General features: G+C 64.7%; 14 protein-coding genes. All 14 read left to right on the top strand.

Annotation, left to right across the window (positions count from 1 at the left end; all coding sequences use genetic code 11):
• Nucleotide 1 precedes the first annotated feature (1 nt).
• Nucleotides 2-751 carry a Gldg family protein gene (locus tag H7X45_RS01490; protein WP_187335813.1) on the top strand — a complete coding sequence of 250 codons (750 nt, stop codon included), beginning with the start codon at nt 2-4 and terminating at the stop codon, nt 749-751.
• 331 nt (nt 752-1,082) lie between these two features.
• Nucleotides 1,083-1,574, top strand: a complete 492-nt coding sequence (locus H7X45_RS01495; RefSeq protein WP_187335814.1) for a division/cell wall cluster transcriptional repressor MraZ — start codon at nt 1,083-1,085, stop codon at nt 1,572-1,574.
• Nucleotides 1,571-2,521 (top strand): 16S rRNA (cytosine(1402)-N(4))-methyltransferase RsmH, encoded by a 951-nt coding sequence (rsmH, locus tag H7X45_RS01500; RefSeq protein ID WP_187335815.1) that lies wholly within the window; start codon nt 1,571-1,573, stop codon nt 2,519-2,521. Before H7X45_RS01495 ends, rsmH begins: the two co-directional genes overlap by 4 nt.
• Complete coding sequence (locus tag H7X45_RS01505; protein WP_187335816.1) at nt 2,518-3,132, top strand: hypothetical protein; 615 nt, start codon at nt 2,518-2,520, stop codon at nt 3,130-3,132. Before rsmH ends, H7X45_RS01505 begins: the two co-directional genes overlap by 4 nt.
• Nucleotides 3,129-4,826 (top strand): peptidoglycan D,D-transpeptidase FtsI family protein, encoded by a 1,698-nt coding sequence (locus H7X45_RS01510; protein ID WP_187335817.1) that lies wholly within the window; start codon nt 3,129-3,131, stop codon nt 4,824-4,826. The genes H7X45_RS01505 and H7X45_RS01510 overlap by 4 nt, the downstream gene beginning before the upstream one ends.
• A complete protein-coding gene (locus tag H7X45_RS01515; RefSeq protein ID WP_187335818.1) occupies nt 4,826-6,253 on the top strand; it encodes a UDP-N-acetylmuramoyl-L-alanyl-D-glutamate--2,6-diaminopimelate ligase in 1,428 nt (475 codons plus the stop codon). Before H7X45_RS01510 ends, H7X45_RS01515 begins: the two co-directional genes overlap by 1 nt.
• Nucleotides 6,250-7,635: a UDP-N-acetylmuramoyl-tripeptide--D-alanyl-D-alanine ligase gene (locus H7X45_RS01520; protein WP_187335819.1), complete on the top strand. Its 1,386-nt coding sequence runs from the start codon at nt 6,250-6,252 to the stop codon at nt 7,633-7,635. Before H7X45_RS01515 ends, H7X45_RS01520 begins: the two co-directional genes overlap by 4 nt.
• A gap of 2 nt (nt 7,636-7,637) precedes the next feature.
• Nucleotides 7,638-8,708 carry a phospho-N-acetylmuramoyl-pentapeptide-transferase gene (mraY, locus tag H7X45_RS01525; RefSeq protein WP_187335820.1) on the top strand — a complete coding sequence of 357 codons (1,071 nt, stop codon included), beginning with the start codon at nt 7,638-7,640 and terminating at the stop codon, nt 8,706-8,708.
• Nucleotides 8,705-10,018, top strand: coding sequence for a UDP-N-acetylmuramoyl-L-alanine--D-glutamate ligase (gene murD / locus H7X45_RS01530; protein ID WP_187335821.1), 1,314 nt, complete (start codon nt 8,705-8,707; stop codon nt 10,016-10,018). The genes mraY and murD overlap by 4 nt, the downstream gene beginning before the upstream one ends.
• A 52-nt stretch (nt 10,019-10,070) precedes the next feature.
• Nucleotides 10,071-11,234, top strand: coding sequence for an FtsW/RodA/SpoVE family cell cycle protein (locus H7X45_RS01535; protein ID WP_232343583.1), 1,164 nt, complete (start codon nt 10,071-10,073; stop codon nt 11,232-11,234).
• Nucleotides 11,231-12,415 (top strand): undecaprenyldiphospho-muramoylpentapeptide beta-N-acetylglucosaminyltransferase, encoded by a 1,185-nt coding sequence (murG, locus tag H7X45_RS01540; protein WP_187335823.1) that lies wholly within the window; start codon nt 11,231-11,233, stop codon nt 12,413-12,415. The genes H7X45_RS01535 and murG overlap by 4 nt, the downstream gene beginning before the upstream one ends.
• Nucleotides 12,415-13,845 (top strand): UDP-N-acetylmuramate--L-alanine ligase, encoded by a 1,431-nt coding sequence (gene murC / locus H7X45_RS01545; RefSeq protein ID WP_187335824.1) that lies wholly within the window; start codon nt 12,415-12,417, stop codon nt 13,843-13,845. Before murG ends, murC begins: the two co-directional genes overlap by 1 nt.
• Nucleotides 13,838-14,017 carry a hypothetical protein gene (locus tag H7X45_RS01550; protein WP_187335825.1) on the top strand — a complete coding sequence of 60 codons (180 nt, stop codon included), beginning with the start codon at nt 13,838-13,840 and terminating at the stop codon, nt 14,015-14,017. The genes murC and H7X45_RS01550 overlap by 8 nt, the downstream gene beginning before the upstream one ends.
• Nucleotides 14,014-14,910, top strand: a complete 897-nt coding sequence (gene murB, locus H7X45_RS01555) for a UDP-N-acetylmuramate dehydrogenase (RefSeq protein ID WP_187335826.1) — start codon at nt 14,014-14,016, stop codon at nt 14,908-14,910. Before H7X45_RS01550 ends, murB begins: the two co-directional genes overlap by 4 nt.
• The last annotated feature ends 7 nt before the right edge of the window (nt 14,911-14,917 follow it).

Here is a 14,917-nt window from a genome sequence, read left to right on the forward strand (position 1 = left end):
CGTGTCCATACGGTCGCTCGCCACGGCGTTTGGCGCGATTCTCATGCTGGCAGCGTGCGCCGCGGGAAAGCCGACAGGGCCGCGCAGCGATCTGATGCTGATGACCAGCCTGCCGCTACGCAGTGGAGAGGCGTCTATTCAGGAGCAACTGAGCGGAGGTGGTTCACCTGCACCTGCCTATGTCGATCTGCAGAGAAACTATGACATCCGGACGCTGGACGATCTGGACGTGTTGAAACCGGAGGGTGCCAGAAGTGCCCCCACCGGCATTCTGCTGCTCGCACAGCCAAGGGCGCTCGATCCGGCGGAACTGGTGGCGCTGGACGGTTGGCTGAGGGCAGGGGGCAAGGCGCTGATCCTCGCCGATCCCGCTTTGCATTGGGAGAGCCGCTATCCGATCGGCGATGCACGCCGGCCATTGTTCACCTCGCTTCTGTCTCCGCTTTTTTCCCATTGGGGCATAGAGCTGGTGATGCCGATGGACCGAACCGGTCAGGCACCGGCGCTGGACGTGCGGGGAGAGCGGATCGAGACCCGGTCGCCTGGGGCCTTTGCAGCGCTGGCGGATGTCCCCGACCCCGCGGCGAAATGCGCGATCGACGCCTCCAGGCTGATTGCCGACTGCGCTGTCGGCAAGGGCAGGGCGCTGCTGCTGGCGGACGCCGATGTACTGCAACCGGGCCTGTGGAGGCGCGAGGGTAATGGCGCGCTGATCACAGGGCTTCTCGCCGAACTCGGTGGTGCTGAGTGACGAGCCGGCATCTTGGGCGCGTTCTGGGAAATTCTGGGGCGACCGGGGATTCTGCGGGTGAAAATGTGGGTCTGATGCTGCAAATCCGGAACAGAAAAAGAACCTTCGGCCCATGCGACTGACGCCGAGAAAGTGAAAGCCTAGGATTTCCGCGCGCCCCCCGGACAATCCCATGGATATCCCCAAAATTCCCTTGTTGTCCCATGAAATCCCATGCTATGCCCGTGGGCAATCGGGGTGTCTGCTTTGCCGTTGCAAAGACCGACGTCGGAATTGCTGAATTCCGGCGCGGGACGCGTATTGCCCCGCGAAGAAAGGGGTTCGGCAAATCGTGGCAGGGGGGTTCGTATATGGCGGCTCGGGCCTGTCGACGATCGACGGCAAGGGCCGGTGCACGATCCCGTCCGAGCTGCGCTCGACCGTGGAAAGCAGCAGCGGCGGCAACGTCGTCTGCCTCGCCCGCCACCCTGAATTACCCTGCCTGATGGGCTTCGGCACCACCGAGCGGGACCGTCTTGCAACCGATCTGGACAAGCAATGGGACTATGCGCAGCAGCGCGGCGAACAGTTCGACCGGCAGGCCGCCGGCGGACCGATCGCGTCCTCGCTGATGGAAGTGGGCTTCGAGGCGAGTGGCCGCTTCGTCATGCCGCCGATGCTGCGCTTCTTCGGCAAGCTGGACGGCCAGGCCTTTTTTCACGGCAACATCACGAATTTTTACATCTGGAACCCGTCGATCCTCATGGAACAGCAGACGGGCTTCGAAATGCAGAAGGAAATCGCGGAATATTTCCTGAGCGAAGCCGAGAGGAAGCGCAAATGAGCGCGCCCGAGGCTCCTCACATTCCCGTCCTTCTCGAAGAGGTCGTCCACGCCGCCGCCATCACCCCTGGCGCGCGCATCGTGGACGGCACATTCGGCGCCGGCGGCTATAGCTCCGCCTTCCTGGCCCAGGGGGCGAACGTTTATGCGTTCGATCGCGACCCCTCGGCAATCGCGCAGGGCGCCGGACTGGCGGGCGGGAGCAAGGGGCGTCTGCGCCTCTTCCCCGCCCGCTTTTCAGACATGGCTTCCATATTGGCGGCCGAAGGCATCGAGGCGGTGGACGCCGTGGTGCTCGACATCGGTGTTTCCTCAATGCAGCTGGACGAGGCGGCGAGGGGCTTTTCCTTCCGCGCCGATGGTCCGCTCGACATGCGCATGGGGCAGGACGGCCCGAGCGCCGCCGACTTCCTGAATGAAGCGGATGAGGAAGAAATTGCCGACGTCATTTATCTCTATGGCGAAGAACGCCGCTCGCGCCGGATCGCCAAGGCCATTGTCGCCGCGCGTCCGCTGACGCGCACCGGTGAGCTGGCGGCGATCGTGCGCAAGGCGCTCGGCCACCGCGAAGGCATGCCGAAGGATCCGGCGACCCGCACTTTTCAGGCCATTCGCATCCATGTGAACGCGGAACTGGACGAGCTGCGCGAAGGCCTGGCCGCCGCGGAAAAGCTGCTGCGCCCCGGCGGCCGGCTGGTCGTGGTCAGTTTCCACAGTCTGGAGGACCGGATCGTAAAACAGTTCCTGCGCGTGCGCAGCGGGCAAGCGGGCGGTGGATCACGCCATCTGCCGCTCCAGGATAGCGGCCCGGCGCCCAGTTTCGCCCGTCCATCGAAGGCGATCCGTGCGGGCGAGGACGAGCTCGACCGAAATCCGCGCGCCCGTTCGGCGGTGCTGCGCTGGGCGGAGCGGACCGACGCTTCGCCGTGGCAGGAGCAGGCGGCATGACCATGGGTCTGAAGCGCATGCAGGGTCTTGGCTGGGTGGCGTTGGTCTTCCTCGTTGCCATCTCGCTCTATCCGCTGTCGCTGAAGGTCGGCGCGATGCACGCCAAGCTGGTGCGCGCGGACCATCAGATCGTCGAGGCCCGGCGTGAGATCAGCTATCTTCAGGCGGAAATCCGGGCGCGCGCCAGCCTCGATCAGCTCGAAAAGTGGAACGACCTTCTCTACGGTTACGACGCGCCGCGCCCCGGCCAATATGTCGACGGCGTGCGCGAACTGGCCGATTTCAGCGGCGAGGACCTTGGCCCCCAATCGCCCGTGATGGTGTCCGCCGCTTATGGCCTGGACGCCGCGCCGATCGGCACGGTCGGCAATGGCGGGCGCGTTTCGTCTGCGGAAGCCGATACGACGTCTGCTGCTCCGGTTGCCACGGCGGCGAATGACGGTGTCGTGGCCAAGGCGGGCAAGCCTGACGGATCGCCGGAAAATGCCGCGCCTAAGATGGCTGCCGCGGACCGCGCCAAGCGCGTGGCGCAGTTGGAAAACAGCCTGCTCGGCGCGTCCACCCTGCGCGATCTGCAAGCCCGCGCCGCTGCCGAGAAATCGAAACAATGACGGCGTTCGCCGCCACCAACCCCACGCGCATGCGGCTGGGCGAATATGGTGGCCATGTAGGCACGGCCACGTACCAGCGGCTGATGATCCTGGCGCTGATCTTCACCGCTGCGGTGCTTCTGATCGTTCTGCGTCTTGGCAGCTTCGCGATCTTCGAAAATCAGAAGAGCTACAGCGCGATTTCCTCCGCTTATGTGCCCGAGCGCGGTGACATCGTGGACCGCAATGGCATACCGCTGGCGCGCACGATCGCGGCTTATGCCATCTGGGTGAAGCCGGATGAAATTCGCGGCGACAAGCGGCAGCTCGCCAATCAGTTGCAGGCCATTTTCCCCGATGAGCCCGCCGGTGAATTCTACGCCAAGTTGACCGGCAAGCGCCCGACCTATCTGCGTCGCCGTGCCCTTCCGCGCGAAGTGAGCGAAGTGCATGCGCTGGGTGAGATCGGCATCGAATTCCCGCGTGAGCCAGAGCGTCTCTATCCCGAATATGATCTTGCGGCGCATGTACTGGGCTTCACCGACATGAGCGGTCATGGCCGCATGGGCATGGAGCGGGTGCTTGAGAAGCGGCTGACGGACCCCAATCTGCGAGGCGAGCCTGTAGCGCTTTCGATCGACAGCCGGGTGCAGGGCGCGCTGCGCAACGAACTGATGCGCGCGATGACAAGCACGCATGCGATCGGCGCAGCGGGTGTGGTGCTGGACGCGAACACGGGTGAGATTGTCGCGCTGAGTTCACTGCCAAGCTTCAATCCCAACAAGCTGGATGCCGAGGGAGTGAAGAACCAGGCCAATGGCGTCACGCAGAGCGTTTATGAACTGGGCTCCACGTTCAAACCGATCACGGTGGCCGCCGCGCTGGATGCCGGGACGGTGCGCGACCTCTCGCGGCGTTACGACGCCACTGCGCCGCTCAAGATCGCGGGCTTCAAGATCCATGACGATCACCCGATGGGCCGCTGGATCAACGTGCCCGAAGCGCTGGTCAACAGCTCCAACATCGTTACCGCGCGCATTGCAGACGATCTGGGGCGTGAGCGTATGGAAAAGACGCTGCGCAGCCTGGATTTCGACAAGCGTCCGGAAATCGAGATCGCCGAAAAGGGCCTTCCGATCTGGCCGAAGGATTGGGGCCGCCTCACCAACATGACCATCGGTTACGGCCACGGTATTGCGGTCACACCGCTGCACCTCGCCACCGCTTACGCCTCGCTCGTCAATGGCGGTATCTATCGTCCGAGCACCCTCTTGAAGGTGGACGCCGACAAGGAACCCAAGGGGCGGCGGGTATTCAGTGCGGCGACAAGTGCGCGGATGCGTCAGCTGCTGCGCATGATCGTGCTCGACGGCACCGGCCGCAACGCCGATGCCGAGGGCTTCCGTATCGGCGGCAAGACCGGATCGGCCGAGAAGCCGCGTGCGGGTGGTTATGCGCATAATTCGCTCGTCTCGACCTTTGCGGCGGCCTTCCCCATGGACAACCCGCAATATGTTGTGGTTGTGTCGCTGGACGAGCCGCAGGGCACCGCCGCTACCTCGTTCCAGCGCACCGCGGGCTGGGTTGCGGCGCCGATCGTCAAGCGGCTGGTGCCGCGCATCGGCCCGATGCTCGGCGTGCTGCCCGATACGGGCCGCGACGTGGATGTGAGCGAACTGATGCCGCTGCTTTGGCGCAACGGCGGGGATCATTGATGCGCCTTGGCGATATACTGCAAAACCTTACCGGCGAAGATGCCCTGAAGCCCATCACCGGCTTCGCGATAGACCACCGCCAGATTGCCCCCGGCAATATCTTTGGGGCCTTCCAGGGTGCCAAGTTCAATGCCGAAGAGGTGATCCCGCAGGCCATCGCCGCCGGCGCTGTCGCCGTGGTAGCGCGCGAGGGGGTGAACGTGGACGGTGCGCACCTGATCGCGGACGCGGTGCCGCGCCGCCGGTTCGCGCAGATTGCCGCGCAATTTTTCCGCCCATTCCCGCAGGCGACCGTCGCGGTCACCGGCACGAACGGAAAGACATCTACGGTTGAGCTGACGCGTCAGCTGTGGCGGCTTGCCGGGCATAATGCGGCTTCGATCGGCACGCTTGGCATCACTACGGGCTCAGAGAATGTCCGTACCGGCCTGACCTCGCCCGATATCGTCACCTTCCTCTCCAATATGGCCGGGCTGGCGCGCGAAGGCGTGAGCCACGCAGCGTTTGAGGCATCGAGCCACGGGCTGGACCAGTATCGCAGCGAAGGACTGCCGATCCGCGCCGCCGCTTTCACCAATTTGAGCCGCGATCACCTCGATTATCATGAAAGCATGGAGGCCTATTTCGAGGCGAAGATGCGTTTGTTCGACGAGGTGCTGGACGAAAACGGCACCGCCGTCATCTGGGCGGACGATGAATGGTCCGACGCGGTGTTCGACCGGGTAGCCAAGCGATCGCTGCGCCGCATCACGGTCGGGCGGCGCGGGGAGGGTTTACGGCTGATCGCCCAGACGCCCACGCAGCTTGGCCAGATGCTGGAAGTCGAGGCGCAGGGACGGCTCAAGAAAATCAACCTCCCGCTGATCGGTGCCTATCAGGCGAATAACGCGCTGACGGCTGCGGGTCTCGTCATCGCGACGGGCGGGGACTGGGATGATGTCAGCGAGCATCTCTCCCGCCTTCAGCCGGTGCGCGGCCGCTTGGAGCGCGCGGTGATCAGCCGAAGCGGCGCGCCTGTGTATATCGATTACGCCCATACGCCCGATGCGCTGGTGGCTGCCTGCGAAGCGCTGCGTGCGCATTGCAAGGGGCGGCTCATCACCGTTTTCGGTGCGGGCGGGGACCGCGACACCGGCAAGCGCGCCGAGATGGGCGCAGCCGCCGTAGGGTTGTCCGATGAAGTTATCGTGACTGACGACAATCCGCGCAGCGAAGATCCCGCTGCCATTCGCAAGGCGGTGCGCGGTGGCGCTCCCGATGCGCAGGAGATCGGCGATCGGCGCGAAGCCATTGCCGCCGCGATCGCGATGGCGAAGCCGGACGATATCGTCCTCGTCGCCGGCAAGGGGCATGAGCAGGGCCAGATCGTCGGCGATCAGGTGCTGCCCTTCGACGATGTGCAGGTGGCACGGGAGGTTTCCGCATGAGCGCGCTCTGGACCGCCGATGAGATCGCACAGGCTACCGGCGGAACTGTGCATGGCGAGTTTCAGGCGAACGGCGTCGCCTTCGATTCGCGCGAAGTGGGTCCGGGCGATCTATTCGTGGCGCTTTCCGGCGAAAGCACCGACGGCCACCGCTTCGTTGATGGCGCTTTCGCAAGCGGCGCCGCGGGCGCGATTACCGATCGCGCCGTCGATCATCCGCATGTTCTGGTAGGAGACACCGCTGAGGCGCTGCGCGCGCTGGCGCGGGCCTCGCGCGGTCGAACGGGCGCCAAGATCATCGGGGTCACCGGATCGGCAGGCAAGACCGGCACCAAGGAAATGCTGTTTCTCGGGCTCGATCGGGGCTCGCGCGGCCATGCGCACCGATCGCTCAAGAGCTACAACAACCATGTCGGTGTTCCGCTCAGCCTTGCGCGCATGCCGCGCGAGACCGCTTTCGGTGTTTTCGAGATGGGCATGAACCATGCCGGCGAACTGTCCGATCTGACGCGACTTGTACGTCCCGATGTCGCCATCGTCACAACCATCGCGCCTGCCCATGTCGAGTTTTTCCCGGATGAAGCGGCGATTGCCCGCGCGAAGTCCGAAATCTTCGAAGGCCTCGTGGAGGGCGGCACCGCCATCGTGCCGCGCGATAACCCGCATTACGAGTTGCTGCGCGATGCTGCACTGGAACATACCGATCGCGTGATCAGCTTCGGTTTCCACGAAGAGGCCGACGCGCGCGCCGTCGAGGCGCTGGACCGGCATGGCGGCTCGCTCGTAACCGCGCAGATCGGCGCGGCCATGCTGTGTTACCGAATTGCTCAGCCCGGACGCCATATCGTCGCCAATTCGCTTGCCGTGCTGGCGGCGGTCGACGCGGTGGTTGGCGATCTCGCCTCGGCGGGGCTGGCGCTCGCCGAACTGCCCGGCCTTGCCGGACGCGGGGCGCGGCACCTGATCGAACATGTCGGCGGGCCGCTTCTGCTGATCGATGAGAGCTACAATGCCAATCCCGCCTCGATGAAGGCGGCGATTGCCGGGCTCGCCGCCGCACCGCACAGCCGCCGCGTCGCGGTGCTCGGTGCGATGAAGGAACTGGGCGAGAAATCCGACGGCTATCACGCCGATATCGGGCCGCTGCTGGCGGATGCGAAGGTGGACGAGGCGATTTTCGTCGGCCCGGAATTCGAAAATCTGGTGGAAAAGCTGGGGAGCGGGCTTGAGGGTCCGGCCCGCTTCGCCCATTGCGGAACCGCGGACGAGGCGCTGGCCCTGCTCCGCGGGACAATCGAGGGCGGCGAAGCGGTGCTCGTCAAGGGCTCCAACTCCGTGGGGCTTTCGAAGCTGGTAAGCGCTCTCGTCGACGGAGAAGTTTGAGAATGTTCTACCTGCTCGCCGAATGGTTCGGGTTCGAAGGACCGTTCAACCTGCTGCGTTACCAGAGCGTCCGCTCCGGCGCGGCGGTGGCGACCGCCTTGTTTCTCGGCCTGATCATCGGTCCGCGCTTTATCCTCATGCTGCGCATGCGCCAGGGCAAGGGCCAGCCGATCCGCAGCGACGGCCCGCAGACGCATCTTGCCAAGGTCGGCACGCCGACGATGGGGGGGTTGCTTATTCTGATCTCGCTCGCCGTAGCGGTGCTGCTGTGGATGGACCCGCGCAACGTCTATGTCTGGGCCTGCCTGTTCGTCACATTCGGCTTCGCGATCATCGGGTTTCTCGATGATTTCGACAAGGTGTCGAAGTCCAGCCACAAAGGTGTTCCTGGCCGTATCCGCCTGCTTGCGGAGTTTGCCATTGCCGGCGTCGCCGCCTGGCTGATCACCGATCAGAACGGCACGCATCTCTATCTGCCCTTCCTCAGCGGCGTTTCGATCGATCTGGGCTGGTTCTACATCCTGTTCGCGATGTTCGTGATCGTGGGTGCGGGCAATGCGGTGAACCTCACCGATGGGCTCGATGGCCTTGCCACAATGCCGGTCGTTATCGCAGCGGTGACCTTCTTCATCATCGTGTACCTCGTCGGCAACGCAATCTACGCCAATTACCTCGGCATCCCGCATGTGCCTGGCGCTGGCGAACTGACCATCCTGTGCGGCGCGATCATCGGATCGGGGCTCGCCTTCCTCTGGTATAATGCGCCGCCAGCAGCCGTTTTCATGGGCGATACCGGCAGCCTCGCGCTCGGCGGAGCGCTAGGCGCGCTGGCCGTTTCCACCCATCACGAGATCGTGCTGGGTGTCGTCGGCGGGCTGTTCGTGATCGAGGCGCTGTCCGTCATCATCCAGGTTTTCTTCTTCAAGCGCACAGGCAAGCGCGTCTTCAAGATGGCGCCGATCCACCATCATTTCGAGCAGCTTGGCTGGGCCGAGCCGACCGTTGTGATCCGCTTCTGGATCGTCAGCCTCGTGCTCGCGCTCGCCGGTCTGTCCACGCTCAAGCTCAGATGATCGTCAGCCCCGCCTTCGCCGACAAGCATTATGCGCTGCTCGGCCTGGCTCGGTCCGGGCTGGCGACGCTGGATGCGCTGGTGGCCAGCGGTGCGAAGGTCACCGCTTGGGACGGCCAGCCCGAACCGCGCGCCCGCGCCGAGGGCAAGGCGGAAATCGCCGATCTGCTGGAGGCGGATCTGTCGCAGTTCGATGCGATCATCCTTTCGCCCGGTGTGCCGCTGAACAGCAGCCCGATCGCCGAAAGGGCCCGCGCTGCCAATTTGCCCATCATCGGCGATGTCGAGCTGTTCGCGCAGGCCCGCACCGCGCTGCCGCCGCACAAGGTCGTCGGCATCACCGGCACCAACGGCAAATCGACCACCACGGCGCTGATCGCTCATATCCTGAAGACCGCGGGCCGTCCCAGCCTGATGGCCGGCAATATCGGTCTGCCGATCCTCTCGCGCGATCCGCTGGAGCCGAATGAAGCGGGCGAGGGCGTCTATGTGCTGGAGCTGTCGAGCTATCAGATCGATCTGACGGAAAGCCTCGCCTGCGATATCGCGGTGCTGCTCAACATCACGCCCGATCATCTCGACCGCTACGAGAACTTTGAAGCCTATGCCGCGTCCAAGGCGCGGCTTTTCGAGATGCAGCATGGGAAGGGCGAGGCGGTGATCGGCATCGGCGATACGCCGTCTGCGCTGATCGCCCAGGGCCTCAAGCGTCCCTCGCGCCAGATCACCAAGATTGCACCGGGTGTGTGCATGGACCAATCCCGCTGGCCTTCGCTGCAGGGCCCGCACAATGCGCAGAACGCGCTCGCCGCCATCGCGGCCTGCGAGGCGCTCGGCGTGCCGCAGCAGTCGATCGACGCAGGGCTGGAAAGCTTTAGCGGTCTGCCGCACCGCCTGGAACGTCTCGGCACCTTCGGCGGGGTCGCTTTCGTGAACGACAGCAAGGCCACGAACCCCGCCTCCGCCGCCCCGGCGCTGGCTGCGTTCGAGCGTATCCGCTGGATCGTCGGCGGCCTGCCTAAGGACGACAATCTCGACGAATGCGCCCCCAATTTCAGCCATGTCGTCAAGGCCTATACCATCGGCGATGCCGGGCCCACCTATGCCCGCCAGCTCGCCGAGCATATGGAAGTGGACGAGAGCGAAATGCTGGCCACCGCCGTGCGCCGCGCCGTGCGCGATGCGCAGCCGGGCGATACCGTGCTGCTTTCGCCCGCCTGCGCCAGTTTCGATCAGTTCCGCGATTTCGAGGCGCGGGGCGAATGCTTCCGCGAGGCGGTGTCGATCTATGCCGGAGGCGCGCATGGCTGAACATGGTCCGCGCCATCTGGCCGGCGCGATCGCGGCGCGCGGGCGTGAAACGATGGAAAACCGGCTCGGCCGCGCCGACCGTTCGGCCATCGGCATCTGGTTCTGGGAGCTGGACCGCGTGCTGCTCGGCCTTATCGTGGTGCTCGTCGCCATCGGGCTGCTCGCGGTGGCCGCAGCGTCGCCCGCCACCGCGCAGCGCCTTTCGACCAGCAGCGTGACGCTTGATCCGCTATATTTCTTCTATCGCCAGTTGATGTGGGTCAGCGTTTCGGTCCCGATCATGCTGCTCGTTTCGATGCTGCCCAAGGACGAAGCGCGGCGGTTTGCGATCGTGTCCTTCGCGATCTTCCTTGCGCTTCTCATTCTGGTGCCCGTTTTCGGGAGCGAAGTGAACGGATCGAAGCGCTGGATCGGCCCCGGCTTTGCAAATGTCCAGCCGAGCGAGTTTTTGAAGCCCTTCTACGCGGTCACGATGGCCTGGATCCTCAGTTGGAAGGGTAAAGAACCGAATATTCCCGTGGTTCCGCTGTCGCTCGGCATCACCGGGCTGATTGCGGTGCTGCTGATGAACCAGCCGGACCTTGGCCAGACGATTATCTTCTGTGGCATCTGGTTCACGCTCATGCTGGTCGGCGGGCTGTCGGTGCGGTTGCTTGCGGCGCTGGTGATCGGCGGGATCGCGTTGATGCTCGCGGCCTATGTCTTTTATCCGGTGGCAACGCAGCGGATCGATACCTGGCTGTTCGGCGGAGAGACCAACAACCAGATTATGCTGGCCTACAAGACCATCACGGCAGGCGGGCTGATCGGCGTCGGCCCCGGGCTGGGATCGGCCAAATTCCATCTGCCCGAAGCGCATACCGACTATATTTTCTCGGTGATCGGGGAGGAGTTCGGCGTGCTCGCCTGCATCGTCATCGCGCTGACCTTCCTCGCCATCATCATCCGGGTGCTGGTGCGGCTGCTGGACGAAGAGGATCGGTTCACGATCCTGGCCGCGACCGGGCTCGTCGCGCAATTCGGCGGGCAGGCGCTGATCAACATGGCGGTGAACCTGCAGCTTTTCCCGTCCAAGGGCATGACGTTGCCGTTCATCAGCTATGGCGGCTCCTCGCTGATCGCGATCGGCATCGGCATGGGGCTGCTGCTGGCTTTTACGAAGCGAAACCCGTATCTTGACCGCTCCCGCTATATCATGAAGGGCGCTGGCGGATGAGCATCACCAAGCATTTCGTCCTCGCTGCCGGCGGTACCGGCGGCCACATGGTGCCCGCGCATGCGCTGGCGCAAGAGCTGGAACAGCGCGGCCACCGGGTGGCGCTGATCACCGACGCGCGCGGCGCCAAGATTCCCGGCATTTTCGAAGATGCCGAGGTGCATGTGCTGCCCGCCGGGCGCCTCACCAAAAACCCGATGAGCTGGCCCGGCGCGATGAAGGCGATCCTGCAGGGGCGGGCGATGGCGCGGCAGCTCTATTCCACTTTCCGCCCGACCAGCGTTGTCGGTTTCGGCGGCTATCCCGCCTTCCCGGCGCTGCTCGGCGCCTTCGCCGACGATATCCCCACCGTGATCCACGAACAGAATGCCGTGCTGGGCCGCGTCAACCGGCTTGCCGCGCGCAAGGTGAACGCGATCGCGACCAGCTATCCGGAGATCAAGCGCCTGCCGGACAGCCAGAAGGACAAGGTCCATCTGATCGGCAATCCGGTGCGGGAGGAAGTGCTGGCGATCCGCGAGGAGCCGTTCCCGCCCTTGTTCGAAGACGGCATCTTCCGCGTACTCGTGACCGGTGGCAGCCAGGGCGCGACGGTGCTGAGTGAAGTGGTGCCCAAGGCACTTGCCATGCTGCCGCCGCAGCTGCGCCGCCGCCTTCAGGTGACGCAGCAGTGCCGGGCAGAGGATATCGAGCGGGTGCGCGCCGCCTATGCGGAAAACGAAATTCCCGCCCAACTGGCCACTTATCTGCCCGATTTGCCCGAACGGCTTGGCTGGGCGCATCTCGTGATCGGGCGCGCGGGCGCCTCGACCATCGCGGAACTGACCGCCGCGGGTCGCCCGGCGATCCTGGTGCCATTGCCGATCGCAACCGATGATCACCAGACCTACAATGTGCGCGAGATGGTGGAGGCGGGCGGTGCTCGCTCGATCCAGCAGCCGCGTTTCACGGCCAAGGAAGTGGCGAAGCAAATCCAGAAGATGGCGCTGAAACCCGGCAGCCTGGAAAACGCCGCCAAGGCCGCGCGCAGCTGCGGCCGACCCAAGGCGGTGCAGGAGCTTGCCGATCTGGTCGAAAGCTTCGGCGGGGCTCCACTGGTCGAACCGATGACCGTAAAAGCCGCCGCTCCGGCACGCGGTAGCGCCGTCGCAGGGCCTGCTTTCGCGAAGGACGCCGGCTGATGCGCGAAGTTCCCAAGGATATCGGCACCGTCCATTTCGTCGGCATTGGCGGCATCGGCATGTCCGGCATTGCCGAGGTGATGAGCGATCTGGGCTATAGCGTGCAGGGCTCCGACATGGCCGAAGGCTCGACGGTGAAACGCCTGCGCTCAATCGGCATTCCGGTGTCGATCGGACATGAGCCTGAAAATGTCGCGAATGCCTCCGTCGTCGTTACGTCCACGGCGGTGAAGCGCGACAATCCGGAAGTGAAAGCCGCGCTCGATGCGCGCATCCCCGTGGTGCGCCGCGCGGAGATGCTGGCAGAGCTGATGCGGCTGAAATATTGCGTCGCGGTGGCCGGTACGCATGGCAAGACGACCACCACCTCGCTTGTAGCCTGTTTGCTCGATGCCGGCGGGATCGACCCGACGGTGATCAACGGCGGCATCATCAATCGCTACGGCTCCAACGCGCGCATCGGCAGCGGGGACTGGATGGTGGTGGAGGCCGATGAGAGCGACGGCAGCTTCCTGCGGCTCGATGGCACCTATTCCATCGTCACCAATATCGATCCCGAACATTTGGATCATTATGGCGATTTCGATGCGATCAAGGCGGCGTTCGTCGAGTTCATCGAGAATGTGCCGTTCTACGGCGCGGCGATCCTGTGCGTGGATCATGACGAAGTGCAGGCGCTGCTGCCCAAGATCCGTGACCGCCGCACGGTAACCTACGGCTTCAGCGCGCAGGCCGATGTGCGCGGTGAGAATGTGCGCCCCTATCCCGGCGGCAACCTGTTCGACATCGCGATCCGCGCGCGTGATGGATCGGTGCGACACATCGCCGATATCGATCTGCCGATGGCGGGGCGCCACAATGTGCAGAACGCGCTCGCCGCGATCGCCGTGGCGCTGCAAATGGGAATGGACGATGCGGCCATTGCCGCAGGGTTCAGCAATTTCGGCGGCGTGCGCAGGCGCTTCACCAAGGTGGGAACCGTGGAGATGGAGGGCGGCGACGTCATCGTGATCGATGATTACGGCCACCATCCTGTCGAGATCCGCGCTGTGCTCAATGCCGCGCGGGAGGGCGCTTCGGGCCGCGTCATCGCGGTGATGCAGCCGCATCGCTTCACCCGTCTGCGCGATCATATGGAGGCCTTCCAATCGAGCTTCAACGATGCAGATATGGTGATGGTCACGCCCGTCTACACCGCCAATGAAGCGCCGATCGAGGGGGTGGATTCCGCAGCGCTAGTCTCCGGCATCCGCGACCGCGGGCATCGCGATGCGCAGTTGGTGGAGGACGAAACCAAGCTGGCAGCGGAACTCAGCAAGGTCGTGCAGCCCAATGATATGATCGTGTGCCTGGGCGCGGGCGATATCACCGTTTGGGCGGCCGAACTGGCCGCTGCGATCTCCGACCGGTTGGAGCGCGCCGATGTTTGAGATGATGGAACTGGGCATCGAAATGCAGAAAGCGGTGCGCGAGGTGCAGCTGAAACAGCTCGATGCGGCAAGCGAAGCGCTGGACGCGATGCAGCGCGGTGCCGAGGAAACGATGCAGCGGCAGGCGCGGGCGTGGAACCGCTGGCGCCGCTTCTGGAGCGGGGGCGAATGAGCACCGCCAGCATGCCCCGCCTCGACGGCAAGCTGACCGAGAAGGGCAGCCTGGCCGATTTCATCTGGTTCCGTACCGGCGGCCCGGCCGACTGGCTGGCGCGTCCCGAAAGCGTGGAAGATCTGGCGCGCTTCCTGTCCGCGCTTGACCCGGAGGTGCCGGTGATGCCGGTGGGCGTCGGATCGAACCTGATCGTGCGCGATGGCGGTGTGCCCGGCGTGGTCGTGCGGCTTCCCAAGGCGATGGGGAAGATCGCGATCGAGGGCGAGACGCGAGTGCGTGCGGGCGCGGCGGCGATGGGCATCACCGTGGCCAGCGCGGCGCGCGATGCGGGGATTGCAGGCCTGGAATTTCTGCGCGGCATTCCCGGCACAGCGGGCGGCGCGGTGCGGATGAATGCGGGCGCCTATGGCCGCGAGTGCGCCGACATTCTGATCGAGGCCACCGTGGTGCGGCGCGACGGCACGGTCGAAGTGTGGCCTGCCGAGCGGTTCGAGTACAGCTATCGCCACAGCGCGTTGCCCGAGGGTGCGATCGTGGCCGAAGCGCTGTTCCAGGGCGTTCCCGGCGATCCCGAATCGATCGGTTCGGAGATGGACCGGATCGCCGAAGAACGCGAGGCATCGCAGCCTTTACGCAGTCGCACCGGCGGCTCCACCTTCAAGAACCCGCCCGGCGAAAAAGCCTGGGCGCTGGTCGATAAAGCGGGCTGCCGTGGCCTCATGATCGGCGATGCGCAGGTGAGCGAGAAGCACACCAATTTCCTCCTCAACACCGGCGAGGCGACAAGCGCGGACATCGAGGCGCTGGGCGAGGAGGTGCGCGCGCGCGTCAAGGCGGACAGCGGAATAGAGCTCGAATGGGAAATCCAGCGCGTGGGAAGGGCGACATGATCCGCCG

Origin of the sequence: Novosphingopyxis iocasae, from assembly GCF_014334095.1 — a bacterium.
Classification (GTDB): domain Bacteria; phylum Pseudomonadota; class Alphaproteobacteria; order Sphingomonadales; family Sphingomonadaceae; genus Novosphingopyxis; species Novosphingopyxis iocasae.